The organism is Acinetobacter sp. YH12070 (assembly GCF_013419625.1).
Taxonomy (GTDB): domain Bacteria; phylum Pseudomonadota; class Gammaproteobacteria; order Pseudomonadales; family Moraxellaceae; genus Acinetobacter; species Acinetobacter amyesii.
In genome coordinates, this window is record NZ_VOZT01000026.1 from 1 (window position 1) to 15,231 (window position 15,231).

At 40.6% G+C, this 15,231-nt stretch carries 17 protein-coding genes and 1 pseudogene; 10 read left to right on the forward strand and 8 right to left on the reverse strand.

Annotated elements, in window-relative coordinates:
- Window positions 1-467 precede the first annotated feature (467 nt).
- Window positions 468-665, reverse strand: a complete 198-nt coding sequence (locus FTU17_RS09365; protein WP_180135226.1) for a hypothetical protein — start codon at window positions 663-665, stop codon at window positions 468-470.
- Window positions 666-686: 21 nt separating this feature from the next.
- On the opposite strand from FTU17_RS09365, the pseudogene FTU17_RS09370 reads away from it, so the two are divergent.
- A pseudogene (locus FTU17_RS09370) lies at window positions 687-1,343 on the forward strand (oxygenase MpaB family protein); the annotation flags it as partial.
- 47 nt (window positions 1,344-1,390) lie between these two features.
- Here the strand turns inward: FTU17_RS09370 and FTU17_RS09375 are convergent.
- The 3 genes from FTU17_RS09375 to def all read right to left on the reverse strand — a co-directional run bounded on the left by FTU17_RS09375 (window position 1,391) and on the right by def (window position 4,571).
- Entirely contained in the window at window positions 1,391-3,457 is a 2,067-nt protein-coding gene (locus FTU17_RS09375; RefSeq protein ID WP_180135230.1) for a TonB-dependent copper receptor, read from the reverse strand.
- A gap of 73 nt (window positions 3,458-3,530) precedes the next feature.
- Window positions 3,531-3,950, reverse strand: a complete 420-nt coding sequence (locus FTU17_RS09380) for a DUF2946 family protein (RefSeq protein WP_180135253.1) — start codon at window positions 3,948-3,950, stop codon at window positions 3,531-3,533.
- 90 nt (window positions 3,951-4,040) lie between these two features.
- Window positions 4,041-4,571: a peptide deformylase gene (gene def, locus FTU17_RS09385; protein ID WP_078191459.1), complete on the reverse strand. Its 531-nt coding sequence runs from the start codon at window positions 4,569-4,571 to the stop codon at window positions 4,041-4,043.
- 119 nt (window positions 4,572-4,690) lie between these two features.
- On the opposite strand from def, the gene FTU17_RS09390 reads away from it, so the two are divergent.
- The 3 genes from FTU17_RS09390 (at window position 4,691) to FTU17_RS09400 (ending at window position 7,738) form a co-directional block, all read left to right on the forward strand.
- Window positions 4,691-5,845, forward strand: coding sequence for a LysM peptidoglycan-binding domain-containing protein (locus tag FTU17_RS09390; RefSeq protein ID WP_180124136.1), 1,155 nt, complete (start codon window positions 4,691-4,693; stop codon window positions 5,843-5,845).
- A gap of 110 nt (window positions 5,846-5,955) precedes the next feature.
- Entirely contained in the window at window positions 5,956-7,137 is a 1,182-nt protein-coding gene (gene dprA / locus FTU17_RS09395) for a DNA-processing protein DprA (protein WP_180124137.1), read from the forward strand.
- Between the two features lie 31 nt (window positions 7,138-7,168).
- Entirely contained in the window at window positions 7,169-7,738 is a 570-nt protein-coding gene (locus FTU17_RS09400; RefSeq protein ID WP_180063288.1) for an L-threonylcarbamoyladenylate synthase, read from the forward strand.
- Window positions 7,739-8,171: 433 nt separating this feature from the next.
- Here the strand turns inward: FTU17_RS09400 and FTU17_RS09405 are convergent, their stop codons facing one another.
- Window positions 8,172-9,053: a DMT family transporter gene (locus FTU17_RS09405; RefSeq protein ID WP_180135232.1), complete on the reverse strand. Its 882-nt coding sequence runs from the start codon at window positions 9,051-9,053 to the stop codon at window positions 8,172-8,174.
- A 122-nt stretch (window positions 9,054-9,175) separates the two neighbouring features.
- Here FTU17_RS09405 and FTU17_RS09410 point away from each other — a divergent pair, with 122 nt between their 5' ends.
- From FTU17_RS09410 to FTU17_RS09430, 5 genes are all read left to right on the forward strand, one after another.
- The gene (locus FTU17_RS09410; protein ID WP_180135234.1) at window positions 9,176-9,934 is read left to right on the forward strand and encodes a helix-turn-helix transcriptional regulator; all 759 of its coding nucleotides are present in this window, start codon (window positions 9,176-9,178) and stop codon (window positions 9,932-9,934) included.
- A 144-nt stretch (window positions 9,935-10,078) separates the two neighbouring features.
- On the forward strand, window positions 10,079-10,624 hold the full coding sequence (locus tag FTU17_RS09415) for a glutathione peroxidase (protein ID WP_180135236.1): 546 nt from the start codon (window positions 10,079-10,081) through the stop codon (window positions 10,622-10,624).
- 213 nt (window positions 10,625-10,837) lie between these two features.
- Window positions 10,838-11,200 (forward strand): RcnB family protein, encoded by a 363-nt coding sequence (locus FTU17_RS09420; protein ID WP_373683897.1) that lies wholly within the window; start codon window positions 10,838-10,840, stop codon window positions 11,198-11,200.
- Between the two features lie 144 nt (window positions 11,201-11,344).
- Entirely contained in the window at window positions 11,345-11,968 is a 624-nt protein-coding gene (locus tag FTU17_RS09425; protein ID WP_111885879.1) for a hypothetical protein, read from the forward strand.
- Between the two features lie 157 nt (window positions 11,969-12,125).
- On the forward strand, window positions 12,126-13,139 hold the full coding sequence (locus tag FTU17_RS09430) for a pirin family protein (protein ID WP_180128505.1): 1,014 nt from the start codon (window positions 12,126-12,128) through the stop codon (window positions 13,137-13,139).
- Between the two features lie 7 nt (window positions 13,140-13,146).
- On the opposite strand, the gene FTU17_RS09435 is transcribed toward FTU17_RS09430, so the two are convergent.
- Entirely contained in the window at window positions 13,147-13,614 is a 468-nt protein-coding gene (locus FTU17_RS09435; protein WP_180135238.1) for a hypothetical protein, read from the reverse strand.
- Window positions 13,615-13,719: 105 nt separating this feature from the next.
- Between FTU17_RS09435 and FTU17_RS09440 the strand changes: the two genes are divergently transcribed.
- A complete protein-coding gene (locus tag FTU17_RS09440; protein ID WP_180135239.1) occupies window positions 13,720-14,163 on the forward strand; it encodes an AAA family ATPase in 444 nt (147 codons plus the stop codon).
- Window positions 14,164-14,169: 6 nt separating this feature from the next.
- On the opposite strand, the gene FTU17_RS09445 is transcribed toward FTU17_RS09440, so the two are convergent.
- Window positions 14,170-14,475 (reverse strand): hypothetical protein, encoded by a 306-nt coding sequence (locus tag FTU17_RS09445; protein WP_180135241.1) that lies wholly within the window; start codon window positions 14,473-14,475, stop codon window positions 14,170-14,172.
- A gap of 144 nt (window positions 14,476-14,619) precedes the next feature.
- Window positions 14,620-15,099: a DUF2846 domain-containing protein gene (locus FTU17_RS09450; RefSeq protein ID WP_078191471.1), complete on the reverse strand. Its 480-nt coding sequence runs from the start codon at window positions 15,097-15,099 to the stop codon at window positions 14,620-14,622.
- Window positions 15,100-15,231: the final 132 nt, after the last annotated feature.

The following is a 15,231-nucleotide window of genomic DNA, read 5'->3' on the forward strand; positions in this document are numbered from 1 at the left end:
AAACTCTTCAGTTTAAAATCAATAGTACATATAGTGTACCAATCTTGGCTCATCAATTACTGACAAAAATTTGCTCAAATAAACTTCGAGTAATTTCTACCATCAATCAATGAAAATAATTTCGATCGATCAATCAGTAAAAATCCACACAAGTTGTTCTTCATAATCTCTTAATGATCTTCTTGTTGGTTCGTCACCAGCAAGCTAGGTCGGCTATATTACTCTTTATTTCTAAAGAGTCAACCGGTAATTCAAATTATTTTTAAACTTATCAAATAAAACCCAACTTAATCAATTCAACCAAGTCATTGTTTTATCAGAAGTTTTAATCTTCATCACCGCCGATGGATGTGCATTCTACAGCATTTCTGATGTGTTGCAACACCCTTTTCCATTTATTTTTAGTTTTTCATTACGTTTGTTTATTTATTCTACTAAATCAGTATTTTTTACTTAAAAAAGAGTTTTTAGTGTACAGAAAGCATGCAATACGCCATAGGCACCCATAAGATAAACATTAAAACTGGCATAACACCGTGCACTTCTTCAGGCTTTCTATACAACCACTGAATAAATGGAATGACGATACCAAATAATGTCGCCATTAATAGCACATCAACGAATCCACCTTTCAGCAGTAGCCACAGCAATACTGGCACACTCATCACCAAGCCAATTATCAATAAAACACAGTTTATGTGCGTTTTATTCATGCTTTGGTACGGCATCAACTCCAAAAAGGTAAAGACTGGGATTTTGCGACGTGGGGGGTGCCGATGAATCAATTTGACTTGGCGATGACCAATCTTGCCTTTAGCAGTGTGGTACTTTTGGGCATTCGCGCTTTAGGGATTTTTCCATCAAAACAAGAGACTGAAAGCTTTTTGCACTTTTGGCGTTATGTGGGTTGGTTGATGGGTATTGATGACAAATGGTTAATTGAAAAAGAATCTGATGGTTGGAAACTGTTGTATTGGATGCAATTTGTACATCCTCAATCTGATGCAAGCAGTATGGCTCTCGGCGCCAGTCTCTCTAAAGAACCTTTTGAACGACAGTACAAATACCTCCGAGCACTTCAGCAAAAACTGGCTTATCGACAACATCTGGAGCTGACACAATTTTTTATTGGCAAAAAACGTATGCACAAATTAGGACTCAAACCCCAGTCCGCCGCATGGTTTGCCTATTATTTATTGGCTAGAAATCTCGTCCTGTATTCAGGCGCTAAGCATGTTCCGAGTTTAAATCAAAAATTACAGCAAAAAGGCCGTGCGATTCAAAAACTCGGTTTAGCACTGTATCAAAGTAAGGCCAAACAACTGGCGAGTATGCACCAATAAAAAAAGCAGAGCGATCGCTCTGCTTTTTGGATGACAAATATCAAGATTTAGAATTTCATCGAAATGCGTGCCCAATAATTGCGACCAATATTATTAAACTGTTGATCGGTCGCTAAACCTGTCCCTGCATCACCCAGTTTATTCAGATGTTCGGTATAGGTTTTATTCAGGAGATTATCTACACCCACAGATACATCTACACCCTCATCAATATGATAAGTACCATTTAGAGACAGTGTGCCAAAACCTGCACTTTCTTTCAGGTCATAACCCACGATATTGCCTTGGTGCGCACTGATACGATTTTGCCCATCAACCACACGCCAGAATGCTCCCAAAGTATAATTATCTTGGATATAACGTAAGTTGATACGTGCTTCTAACGGTGAGATTTGTGGTAATGGCTTGCCATCTGTGGTGTTTTTACCCCACGCATACATTGCGCTGACATCGGCTTGAATATGATCGCTAAATTGATAGCCAATCCCTGCTTCAGCTCCCGCAATGGTTGCATCGATATTTCGACTATGCGCTTCCATACCCTTCATCATTCCTGTTCCAGGCTTATAACTCGTTAAAATATAATCATTCACCAAACCAGCATAAGCCGACACCCAAGAATTCAAAGCACCATGTTGATGTTGATAGCCCATATCTAACTGAAGCGTTTTTTCCGTATCAATATGATTGAATGTATTGATATCACCATTTCCTGATTTTGGGCTAAATAATTCCCAATAATCTGGCATACGTTCTACATAGCCTAAACCAATATAGGTTTTACCATCATCATGTTCAGGATGTGTATTTTCAAAACGGATAAAGCCACTTGTTAAGGTTTTATCCAATTTACGGTTATAACCTTGATCAATTGAATCTTGTCGTTCATCTTTCACATCGACTTGATCAAACCGAACACCTGAAACCAAACTGTTTTGATCATCAAAATGATAGGTTAATTCACCAAAACCACCATAAGACTGATATTTCATGTCTGTCATACGTGGCTGGTCTTGATAAACAATATGATTTTTTGAATCTGTTTTACGAATACTATGTTGGTTATTTTGGCTGTCGATACCCGTAATAAATTGAAGACTATCCCATTCATGGGTTACGGCCATACGAGCGTTTAATGTTTTACGAGCAACATTAGTCGCCATTTTCATCATTGGTTCAGGACGTAAACTATAGTTATCCATGACATGATCATTAAAGCTATAGTTGACCTGTGCTTCGATTTTTTTAATCACCTCAGTGACATTCTTTTTCTCGACTCGAAGCCCCAAGCTTTCGCGGGCAAATTGTGAACCATCCATCATTCGGCCCGCGTACACCGCCTCACCATCGGCTTTACCTCCAGTAAGTTCTACCCATGTATCTTCGTTTGGCGTCCAACCGAGTGCCAAATCTGTATTCCAACGCTCCCAGTCTGACGGCACAGTATTACCATCTCCATCTTGGTAGCTGTCTGCAACAGAACGGCTAGCATTTAAACGGACATATTTATGCTCATCCCCCATGGCCGCCTCGACATTATGATCTAAACGACCATAAGAGCCGATCATCACACTGACTTGACCACGGTAGTTTTTATCAGCATCGAATTGTTCAGGTTTGCGTTCAAATAAGACTGTTGCAGCAGAACCTGTATTGGCATATTGAACCGTTTGAGGTCCTTTAATCACTGAAATACGATCATAGCTTTCAGGTGAAATATAAGACGTCGGCGAATCCATACGACTTGGACACGCCCCTAGATTTTCTGTGCCATCGGTTAAAATTTTAATGCGTGAACCAAACATGCCACGGAAGGTGACATCGCCATTGGTTCCTGCGCCACTTTTCACTGCACTAAAACCTACAATACTTTTTAAATAATCGGCCCCATCACTGGCAGGTATCGGTTGAATCGGCTGTTTGGGATTGGCACGAACAATCAGGCCATTGGCATCATTCCCCTGATGTGATGTCACCACAATCGGTGCCAAAGTCTGTACGGCATTGGTTTCCGTCATCTCTACGGACATCTCGTCAGCCATCACAGAAGTTGAATAGCAGGCAACACAAATTGCAGCCGCAAGAGGCTGTAGAAAAAATTTAGGCTGAGCCATGTTTATCTCACAAAATACATAAATAAAGGCGTACCTGAGTCCTCAACGACCCAAGTTAAAAAAAACGTCGGATTTATGCAGCGAGTGGTGGGGCTCGACCTTGCGGAAGTAAAAAGAGTTGTTGAAGAACAAACCAGACATGCTTGAAAGCTTTTTGAAAAGCAATTAAACGAACTTGAATTCGATCAAGCACTTCTTTCACATCTAGTTCAGGGGGCAAAACCAAATTGCCATAGACCGTACAATACTGACATTGATGACTGGCATCATGTTCATGGGCAGTATGATCGACTTGAACCTGCTCTGCGTGAGCGGAAGATGAATGGTGTGAATGTGCGGTATGTTCAGCATGAACATTGGGAAGTAAAAGTGCACGCGTAATGGTTTCGCAGACCGGAGCAACTTGATATTGCTTGAGCAACAATGGCTGTAAAAAAACAGCAATCTGCAAAAAAACGGCTGCAAAGGACAGCAGCACTCCACTACGAAACAATACAGGCAAACCCTAACATTTGTCTGCCCCAAGTATAACAAAGCCCAATCAAAATTGGGCTTGTCTTAGGTATTTTTTAACCGCGATCAATTAACGTTTAACTGCGACTTTATCTTTTTGGCGTTGGCGAACCAATTTTTCCACTTTGTCACGTGCACGTTGACGTTTCAAAGGTGAAAGATAGTCGACGAACAACTTACCATTTAAGTGATCCATTTCATGTTGGATACAAACTGCGAGAAGTCCGTCCGCTTCCACTTCAAATGATTGACCTTCAAGGTTAATTGCCTGAATTTTTACACGTGACGGGCGCTCAACTTTATCGTATATTTGAGGCACTGATAAACAGCCTTCTTCATAGGGCTGCGTCTCTTGCGTCAATGGCGTAATTTTGGGGTTAATAAACACCATGGGTTGATCTTTTTCTTCAGATAAATCCATGACTATCAGCTGAATATGGTGATCTACCTGTGTTGCTGCCAGGCCAATTCCCGGTGCTTCATACATAGTTTCAAACATGTCGGCTGCTAACTGACGAATTTCATCAGTAACTTCTTCGACTGGTTTTGCAATGGTACGAAGACGGGGATCGGGGAAACTTAAAATAGGTAATAAGGCCATACGACGTCCTCACTTATGCCATTGATCAAAAAACAAAATGAAGGAATGCTTCATCAAAAAATTGTGTGTAATATCGTTATTATAACGCAGTTGCATACATAATTTTAGGAATTATGATAATGAAAAAGGTTTTGAAGGGCATGCCAACTTTTAGTGCCTTGGGGTTTAAAAAACAATTATTGGCACTTACAGTCTGTGTAAGTGTGGGGATGGGAATGGTCAGTGTTGCAGAAGCTGCCCCTGCTCGTAACATCAATCCACCATCATTGAAGGCAGGTGCGCCTCAAGTTTATGTGGTGAAAAAAGGTGATACGTTATGGGATATTTCCAAGCGTTTCTTAAAAAATCCTGTGCGCTGGCCTGAAATCTGGGCGAGCAATAAACACGTGAAAAATCCGCACTGGATTTTCCCAGGTGACCGCCTATTAATGTGTACTTACAATGGCCGCCCAATCATCGGTAAGGATGAAGGTGATGGCTGTGAAGGCATTATTCGTCGCTATACCGGTGGCACTAAACTTCAACCACAAGTTCGTGTTGAATCCCTCAACAGTGCGATTCCGGTTATTCCATTGGAATATATTAAGCAATGGCTTGAGCGCAGCATGATTGTTGCCGCTGATTCTGTTGAAGGCACACCTTACATTTTAGGTACAGCTGATCAACGTGTATTGGCAGCCAAAGGCCAAACAGTTTATGCACGCGGCCAAGGCATGCAAGTCGGTCAACGATATGCTGTTTACCGTGAAGGCGAACCGTACATCTTTACCGATGCAAACGGCAAAAAATACAACGCAGGTTTAGAACTGACTCAAGTCGCTTCAGGTGTTGCCGTTCGTGGTGAAAATGACATTACCACTTTAGAACTGACCGATACTTATAATGCCGAAGTTCGTCGTGGCGATCGTGTTCTTCCTGAATATGACCCAATGCTGCCAACACTGTTCTATCCAACCAATGCTGAAAATGTCACTGCTGGCGGTAGTATTGTTCGTGTCATGGGCTCGATTGGTACTGCAGCGGTTCACAGTGTTGTGACGATCGACCGTGGTAGCTTGCAAGGCGTTCAATCTGGTCAAGTCTTTAGCGTGAACCAAAAAGGTGAAATCGTGACTGATCCGAAAACCAAAGAACGTGTTCAACTTCCAGGACAACGTATTGGCAACATCATGGTATTCAAAACGTTTGATAACTTAAGCTATGCTTATGTACTTGAGAGCGAATTACCAATCAAAGTGGGTGCAACGATTCAGCCACCACTGATGGATGACTAAGACCAAATCCATAAAAATGAGGCTGTATTCAGCCTCATTTTTTATTATCCAACAACGATATCACTAATAATTTTAACCCATAAAAAGAAGACATATTCAAAGGTCTCATTATGCTCAACTCATTGACTGACTTGCATTTAGATTACATTCGCCTGTGGTTTGTGGTGCAACACTCACTTCGTAGTTTCTATAAAATTCAGCAGCACTATCCTGCCCTACACTACGCCCTTAAGCCTAATCAAATCACCACATGGCAAAAATTAGGACTGCATAAAAATCATTTAAAGCGCTTTGAGGAATTTCACAGCCCAAGTGGACAGCTTAGCTTTGAAAAATGTCTCAAGGATATTGAACAATACAGTGACTTTGTACTGATTCCTGAAGACCTAAACTATCCACAACAGCTTTTACCTTATAGCGACAAGCCGCCGATTCTATTTGGGCAAGGTAATACCCAAGCCTTGATGCAACCCCAAATTGCGATTGTTGGTAGCCGCAAACCCAGTCCCCAAGGTCGACAAATTGCCTATGATTTTGCTTATTATCTGAGTGAGCAAGGGTTCTATATTAATAGCGGTTTAGCACAAGGAATTGATGAAGCGGCACATCGCGCTGCCATACAACACCACAGAACCATTGCCGTGATGGGTACAGGTTTAGATCAAACTTATCCGACCGCACATCAGCGTTTAAGACAAGAGATCATCCAACATGGTGGGACCGTAATCAGTGAGTTTCTTCCACACACTCCACCCCTGCAACACCATTTTCCACATCGAAATCGTATCGTCAGTGGGCTCAGCCTTGGTGTCATCGTGGCGGAGGCGGCATTAAAAAGTGGTTCACTTATCACAGCTCAACGCGCTGCCGAACAAGGCAAATCTATTTTTGCCATCCCAGGCCATATTTATAGTGAGTCACATCAAGGTTGCCATCAACTCATACGCGAAGGTGCAATTTTGATTGATCATCCACAACAGGTCATTGAAGACTTGGCATTGGCTACACAATGGCAATCGCAGGCTGCCGAAACCTTAACAAACACCGAAATAGCGACACCCAAAACAGCAACACCGGACACCCCTCCACCCGAACCTATCCCAGAACATTTAATTGCGCTGTATCGGCAGCTTGATTGGGTCGGCCAAAGCCTTGATCAATTGTCCATTCAACTCAAAATTGATACCGCGACATTGACCAGTCAACTGATGGAATTAGAGTTAATGGGCTATGCCACACAACAAGCCGGACACTACTTACGTTGTCGAATGGGTAAATTAGGTTCACAATAGTCCTTTGTCGAATCAGATAAGGTCTATAGAAATGATTACCACCTCTGTTGCAGAAGCAGCTTCCTGTCTTAAAAAAGGTCAGGTTCTCGCATATCCTACAGAGGCTGTTTGGGGATTGGGCTGTGATCCCTACAATGAGCAAGCCTTTCTCGAAATTTTGCACTTAAAACAACGTCCCATTGAAAAAGGTGTGATTTTATTGGCGGCCAATGTCGCTCAAGTTGAACACCTGCTCCAAGGCTTAACAGAAGATATGCGTCAACAGGTCATTGCGACATGGACCAACCGTAAACCCAATGAACGTGCAACTACATGGTTATTACCGGCTGGCGACCATATTCCAACATGGATTAAAGGCAATCATCCAAAAGTCGCAGTCCGTGTGACTACCCACTCTTTATGTGTGGCTTTATGCCAAGCTTTTAATGGCTTTATTGTGTCTACTAGTGCCAATCCTGCAGGATTAACCCCTGCACGGTCCTTACAAGAAGCCAATCAGTATTTTGCCAATGAACTAAATTACTTAAATGGTGATCTCGGCCTAAGCCAAGAACCAAGCAAAATTATTGATGCTGAAACAGGTGAAATCATCCGCGCATAAGCTCGGATGCCTGTCTATACCTGCCTTTTAGAAAATACAAACAAAAAAAAGCTCAGCCATATAGGGATGGCTGAGCATAAAAAAGGATGTGTATAAAATCACATCCAGAGGGTCTTGCAATCTCTGGGTAAATATCAAGTAATTATTAAGAATTACTTCATCATTTACGATGAAAGTATTATGTAATATTTTTTTAAATTTAACAAATATATTTTTTATATAAATAAAACTACTGATAAGCACTTTATTTGTGATTTTATAACCACTTAGTCAAAATATGTATCTATTTTTGATTGATTTTTAAGACGAGAATTTGTTTTTTTAATTCAGTTTTACACTCAAAAAACCATTTTCAAAAGATTTGCTCTATAAAAAATAAGTTTGTTTATTTTTTAATCAAATATTCTCATAAATTTTCAATTTTTTACTAGCTTTACTTACGCTGTGCCAAGATCACCCCAGTAATCGCCATCACTGTGCCGACGGTATGATAAATCATCCACTGCTCAGCCAACCAGAAATAGGCAATAATCGCGGTAAATACGGGCATCAAATTCATAAAAATACTGGTGCGATTCGGGCCGAGATGTTGTACAGCCAACATCCATACCAACGGTGCAATCACTGATGGAAAAATTGCCGCATAAAATACACTTGGCGCATTGGCAGGATTAATCGCGTCTATGCCTAAATACAATACGAATGGCAAGTGATATAAAACGGCAAAGAAAATTTGTACATATAAGCTCAACAGTAGCGGAAGTTTCAATTGCCATTTTTTTAAAAACACCCCATAAAAGGCATAAAAGAACACTGCGAAGATCATGAGGATATCGCCGAAATGTCCGCCCATATTCAGTAATTGACTGAAATCTCCTTGCGCAATGACAAACAATAGCCCCGTAAATGAAATCGCACAGCCCAAGATGGCATAGCGATTAGGCACATCTTTCAGTATGAAAAATGCAACGGCAATCGTAAAAACAGGGATAAAGGCATTGATGATGCCCATATTGGTCGCCGTCGTATAATGCGCAGCGGTATAGCCCAAGCCTTGATATAACACCATGCCAAAAGCACTCAGCACAGCCAATTGCTGCCAATGCTGCTTGATCAGCTGTCTTTGCTGCCAAACGGTTTTGAGCATAAAGGGGGTTAGGATCAAAAATGCAATAAACCATCGATAAAAACTGATACTGACTGGTGAAATATAATCAGTTACATAGCGGGTGACGGTAATATTTAACGACCATATAAATACTGCGATCAGAGGCAAACAAATTGCAAATTTCGCCCAACGCGCTTGAAGCAACATGTCTGACTCCTCAATATATCGTGCAAAGATTGGTCTAGGTATTTTGAGTGATGTCTGTTTTAATTGAAATACATGATTTCAGACATTTATATTGTAGTTCAGACATCGACACCTAGGCATATATGACATCAGCACCGATTGAACAACAAATCGAGCTTTTTGAAGCGCACTACACCACATTAGATGCTGTCTATCCGCACAGTTGTCTTTGGGGTGATTTTAATTTTTGTCTCGATGGTATTTTCGAATATGAGATACAAGGGCAACACCATCTCTCACCTGCCAGTTATGGGGTGTGGATTCCCCCGCATACAGAACATTGCTCGGTAGCGATTGATGAGCAACCTATTCATTATGTGGCAATCCGTCTAGCACCTGATCTCTGCATAGATTTCCCCAAGCAGACTGAAGTATTTAGCATCCAGCCTTTCTTTCGTTTATTGGCGCAAGAAATTTTGGCCTTTCCTACAGAGCAACATACCACACCACCCTATCGACACCTGCTACAGGTCTTATTCGACCAGTTAAAAACAGCACCCAAACATCAACATTATTTACCGCAAAGCCATGATGCGGTGTTAAAGCCGATCTTGGTGCAGCTTGCAGATGTAGATCATTTTAGCTTGAGCCTACAGCGATGCTTAGCCAATGTGGGTTTGAGTGAGCGTCAGTTACTACGGCTGAGTCAGCACGAACTACAAATGAGCCTTTCTGAATGGCGAAACCGTGCCAAAATTATTTATGCCATTCAACAACTCCGCGCTGGTCAGTCTATTAAAGCTCTCAGCTATGAATTGGGTTATCAACACAGCTCAAGCTTTATTGAGTTTTTTAAACGCTATACAGGAAAAACCCCAAACCAACACCGTGCCACTAGTTAAATGCCAAGCACTCAAGCAAGCATCAGCTCGAATTCTGCAAACTACTACAAAAATTATGCGAAAAGCCTATCGATAAAAGCTTGCTGTTCACCAGATTTCCCTTTAAAACAAGGATGAAAGGCACAACTTTAATTAGGAACGAATATGTCAGCTTCAGTTTACGATATCCCGGTAAAAACCATCCAAGGTGATGACACCACACTCAATCAATACCAAGGCAAGGTTTTATTATTGGTCAATGTAGCCTCTAAATGTGGGCTAACACCACAATACGAAGGCCTAGAGATACTCTATACAGAGAAGAAATCACAAGGTTTTGAAGTCTTAGGTTTTCCTGCCAATAACTTTTTAGAACAAGAACCTGGTTCTGAAGCTGAAATTCAAGAATTTTGCTCGATCAACTACAAGGTCGATTTCCCACTTTTTGCAAAAATATCTGTTGCAGGCGCGGATAAACACCCACTTTATCAAACCTTAACCCAAGCCATTCCTGAACGCATTGGTGAAGGCCCTTGGTGGGATGATTTAGTCGAATACGGATTAACACCAAACCCAAAGCCTGAAGTTTTATGGAATTTTGAAAAATTCCTCGTGAATAAACAAGGCGAAGTTGTGGCTCGATTTGCACCTGACATCAAGGCAGATGATGCTCGTATTGTCGATGCCATTAACGCTGAATTAGCCAAATAATTCGACAATATCTCAATCTCTCAGTTAAGATTATTGTGATTTTAACTGAGATTAATCATTTTAAATTATCACAATAATATTTAATAATTATCACATATTGATAATTTACACATTTCACCCATTGTTTTAATATTTCATATACACATTGTTCAAAGCTTCCCTGTAAATACTCATTATGATGAGTCTTATCAATTCACATCCAGCAGTAAACAGGTGAACTTAAAATACATTAATGAAAGCTATCGTTTTATCTATTTTTTGACAGCACGTGTATCTGCGCTAACAATAGATGCACGGCAAAATACTCAAAAGGCGAAAACCCAACAGCACACTAAACAATACACACGGGGTAAAAACCAAAGCCAGAACAAGAAAAAAGCGGTAAATCCATCACATACCTGGCGTTCTGGACGAAAAGTATCTTCTGAATACCGTGGTCATCGCTACAAAGGTGACCACAACAAATATAAAAAATTGTCTAAATCAGGCAAAAACCAACAATGGATTAAAGTGAATAGTGACTACATTTTAATGAATGCTGTCAGCCACGCCATGATCAAAATCATTGCGGGTTAAACCCACCAAAACATCAAAAGAGGGCAAATGCCCTCTTTTTTTTTGTTCAAGCGATTATTTTGTTATTGCTTTGCAACAATCTATTTTTAATCCACATTCTGCCCCTATATTCAAAGCATAGACTTAACACATAGTGATGATTGAATGAAAAAGCTTGTGCAGAATGCCCTTCTCCCTTTTGCCATTTTTAGTGGTGTTTTGGTGCTGATTGGCTGTGAACCTGCCACAGCACCGCAACAGGAACAAGAAATCGCAGCAGAAAATGATCGCCCTGCAACAACATCAACAAACGAAGATCAATCTGCGACACAAAGTCAGGCGACCGATCAAAGCCAATTAAAAAGCGGCAATATGTTTTATATCGTTCGCGATGTGGCGGATATGCAACTTAAAGCCGGCAATTATGTTGAACAACTCAAACAAACGCAGGTCGATTTAGAAGCCGCAGTCAGCAACCAAGATCATCTCCAATTGCAAAAAGCGGCAACCCAGCTGCAACAGCAGCTCAAAGGTTTCAATCAAGCTTTGAATGATTTAAATCTAAAAAGCACTGAAATTAATGATATTCGCAGCAATCTACAGGCAGCAAATCAGCAAGTATTGGCCTCACCTTTTCTCAATGGACAAGTCGATTTAAGCAAAGTTGATTTTCAGAAAATCCAAAATCAAATGGGAAATATTCAAGCGGAAATGCTGAAATTGGCAGGTATGTTGATCCAAGACCAAGCAGCTAAAAGCTCATCTAATGCAACCACTAAAACTGAATAAGTAGCGAAATTTAGTATTTCCATTGCATTCCACCTGTTGTAAATCAAAAAAGCGTTAGACCTTGAGCTAACGCTTTTTTCTTACAGTTCCGCTATAGAACACGACTGTTTTTCCTTTTAGATTAATGCTGAATAATAAAGCCAATGATGGAACAGTTATGTCAAACGCTGTGATTTATAACATTACACCCATTACCTTTCGTTTAGATTTAAAAGATCCTTTCTTATTTACTGCTCATCATATTGATCATTTTCCTGCTGCAAATGCAGACATGGGGCCAAAAACAGCCGCAGAGAATGATGAATTCAATATGTACTATGGCGATGTGGTTCCAGGTTTCCCAGAGCATCCACACACTGGCTTTGAAACCATTACCTTGGTTGAACAAGGCTATGTCGATCACTTTGACTCATTAGGCAATGGCGGACGCTATGCTGCGGGTGATGTGCAATGGCTGTCTACAGGCAATGGCGTTGAACACTGTGAAATGTTCCCCCTACTGCATGAAGATAAAGCCAATCCTTTTGAACTTTTCCAAATTTGGTTTAATTCATCAGCTGAACAGAAAACCCATGATGCTGACTATAAAATGTTTTGGCGTGAAGAGATTCCTCACGTCTTTGAAACGGATAATGAAGGAAAAAAATCGGATATTCGCGTGATTTCAGGGCAGTTCAAATCCACTGATGCTATTTCCCGACCGCCACACTCATGGGCGGCTGCCGCAGAAAATAAGGTCAACATTTATTTAATCACCATGCAAGCAGGTGCAGAGTTGGTGATTCCCGCAACAACAAGTAGCTCCAACCGTTTTGCTTATTTCTATCAAGGCAATACATTAGAAATAGAAGGTCAAACCATTCAGATGAAGCATTTGGTTGAACTCCAATCAGATGCCGACGTCCATCTCAAAGCAGGTGGATTAGAAGCACGGATTCTGTGGTTAGAAGGTGAACCAATTAATGAACCCGTGGCGATGCGCGGTCCATTTGTGCTCAATACCACGGAAGAACTCGATGCGGCTTTTAAACGCTATCGTGAAACCCATTTTGGAGATTGGCCTTGGCCAACACCCGCACCGGTCTTCAAACGTGATCAGGCTCGATTTGCCAGTTATGAAGGCGGTAAACGTGTAGAGCACCCAGAGCAGGAAAACTCACAAGCGTCTTAAAGTTCAATTAGTTGGATTGAGCAAATTCAAAGGTATTACAGTTTTTATCTTGTCCAAGTGCGCGCTGAACATCTTGTTTAAAGCGTGCTTGGGCAAAGGTATATTGCTTCGGTAAAAATAAGGTAATACGTGTCGTCTGTGGATCTAAACTTTCGACCAACATTTTTTGCAAATACGCCCCATGCTCAGTTCGTGCCATCAATGTCCCCTGCTCCAAATGCTCTTCTAAACGATTATCGGTATAGACGTATCGATTGTTCGCGGTAAACGCAACACAGTGATTATAGGCTTGTCGCAGATTTCGAAAGGCGGTCATATATGGGATTTTAAGCTCCGTACTGATGCCATTATCAACCGATTCAGCGACAAGTGCAGCTTCAGTGGGAAGATTGGGTGTCGTGACGTATTGGCTTTGACATGCAACGAGCAAACTACAACAAAGACACAGTGATAAACTGTTGAAAAATTTGTGCATACGGACCTTTGCAACTTGTTCTTATTTATTTTGCAGAGATTGTAGCAAAACTAGGTTGCTGATTTAATACTCTACTATTCATTCCGTGCTTTCATTGCAAATACTATGCAGCTGATTATTTTTACAGGCGTTCAAGCCTCTGGCAAATCAACCTTTTACATGTTGAATTTATATCATAGCCATTTACGTATTAATTTGGATATGTTGAAAACCCGACATCGGGAAAATATGATCTTTGAAGCAGGTTTGGCATCCAAAACGAAAATGGTGATTGATAATACCAACCCAGATCGGGAAGCTCGTGCTCGCTATATCCAACGTGCAATTGATGCAGGTTTTGAGGTGATTGCTTATTATTTTGAAACAGATTTGGACAGTACCTTAAAGCGCAACAGTTTTCGTGAAGGCAAAGCCCATATTCCAGAAGTTGGCGTGCGTGCTACTTATCACAAGCTTCAAGTTCCATCACAGGATGAAGGCTTTGATCAAATTTTTAAAATTAAAATTATCAGTCACGGCGAGTTTTCAATTTTACCCATGCATGAATAACGAGCATTAACCTGCTTTTTGGCTATCTTGCCATTTTTTAAAAGCCGATTGCATCGCTTGACGCTCATAAGGTTTCACTAAACGACTTTCTAATGAAGCAAAATCACCTTTATAGGCAGCAGCAACCATCGATTTAGCCAGCTCTTGAATACTCACACGCCCACGGTGTTCATATTGTTGAACTTCTTCATGGGTGAGTTCAACATCCCAACATGACACGACAGAACTGAGATCAACCGCAATGCTCAAGTAATACTGATCAAAGTCGTGATAAAGTTCCCAAAAATGCGGCTCATAGGCAATAAGGTTCATGGTGCAATGCTAGCTGATTGAATTTAATCACTATAAAGATTGTATTGAATAAAATATATTCAACTTTAGATTGATCAGTTTTTGAAAGAATTTAGGGATAAAAAAACCACCCTTTCGAGTAGTTTTTTATCTACATATGAACCTTTATTTCAATGCGATGGTGGCTTTGCTGCAATTACCGCCTTGTGCAAATGCATATTCGCTAACGGCCTTTTTTCCTGTTTGCTCATCAACCAGTTTTAAATTTGCCCCACCTACAAATGCGCCCATTTTAATAAATTGCTGAACAAAATATTGTTTACCTGCTTCAGTTTCAATATCCAAATGGTTAGGTGAAAATTCTGATTCAGTCGAAATTGTATGTTTTTGATTACCCACTACTTCTTTATAAAAAAATACTCCACGAGAGGTTTCACCTAAACATTCCCCATCTACCCATACATCTTTCTTTAAGGCAGCGCCTTTCACAGAAGCTGAGCGATATACATAAATTCCTGCATTGCCTTCTTGTGGAGCATTTAGTTGTTTTACTGCTGCTGAAGCATTTTGATCTGCTTTAGGTACGGATGCACACCCAACAAATCCCAAAGATAATAGTAATGTGAAAAAGATTTTATTAGACATCATTAATTCCATTGATATATTTTTAAGCATATGAAAAATAACAATTAATCAAAATATAATCAAATTTATTTATTATTTAGCCATAAAAAAAAACCACCCTTTCGGGTGGCTCTTTCAATCTCAAACAGCGTC

What these genes read in the sequence shown, in the direction of transcription:
- FTU17_RS09365 (WP_180135226.1), bottom strand. Translation starts at nt 665, where the DNA reads ATGAGTGTGCCAGTATTGCTGTGGCTACTGCTGAAAGGTGGATTCGTT.
- FTU17_RS09375 (WP_180135230.1), bottom strand. Translation starts at nt 3,457, where the DNA reads ATGGCTCAGCCTAAATTTTTTCTACAGCCTCTTGCGGCTGCAATTTGT.
- def (WP_078191459.1), bottom strand. Translation starts at nt 4,571, where the DNA reads ATGGCCTTATTACCTATTTTAAGTTTCCCCGATCCCCGTCTTCGTACC.
- FTU17_RS09390 (WP_180124136.1), top strand. Translation starts at nt 4,691, where the DNA reads ATGAAAAAGGTTTTGAAGGGCATGCCAACTTTTAGTGCCTTGGGGTTT.
- dprA (WP_180124137.1), top strand. Translation starts at nt 5,956, where the DNA reads ATGCTCAACTCATTGACTGACTTGCATTTAGATTACATTCGCCTGTGG.
- FTU17_RS09400 (WP_180063288.1), top strand. Translation starts at nt 7,169, where the DNA reads ATGATTACCACCTCTGTTGCAGAAGCAGCTTCCTGTCTTAAAAAAGGT.
- FTU17_RS09405 (WP_180135232.1), bottom strand. Translation starts at nt 9,053, where the DNA reads ATGTTGCTTCAAGCGCGTTGGGCGAAATTTGCAATTTGTTTGCCTCTG.
- FTU17_RS09410 (WP_180135234.1), top strand. Translation starts at nt 9,176, where the DNA reads ATGACATCAGCACCGATTGAACAACAAATCGAGCTTTTTGAAGCGCAC.
- FTU17_RS09415 (WP_180135236.1), top strand. Translation starts at nt 10,079, where the DNA reads ATGTCAGCTTCAGTTTACGATATCCCGGTAAAAACCATCCAAGGTGAT.
- FTU17_RS09425 (WP_111885879.1), top strand. Translation starts at nt 11,345, where the DNA reads ATGAAAAAGCTTGTGCAGAATGCCCTTCTCCCTTTTGCCATTTTTAGT.
- FTU17_RS09430 (WP_180128505.1), top strand. Translation starts at nt 12,126, where the DNA reads ATGTCAAACGCTGTGATTTATAACATTACACCCATTACCTTTCGTTTA.
- FTU17_RS09435 (WP_180135238.1), bottom strand. Translation starts at nt 13,614, where the DNA reads ATGCACAAATTTTTCAACAGTTTATCACTGTGTCTTTGTTGTAGTTTG.
- FTU17_RS09440 (WP_180135239.1), top strand. Translation starts at nt 13,720, where the DNA reads ATGCAGCTGATTATTTTTACAGGCGTTCAAGCCTCTGGCAAATCAACC.
- FTU17_RS09445 (WP_180135241.1), bottom strand. Translation starts at nt 14,475, where the DNA reads ATGAACCTTATTGCCTATGAGCCGCATTTTTGGGAACTTTATCACGAC.
- FTU17_RS09450 (WP_078191471.1), bottom strand. Translation starts at nt 15,099, where the DNA reads ATGTCTAATAAAATCTTTTTCACATTACTATTATCTTTGGGATTTGTT.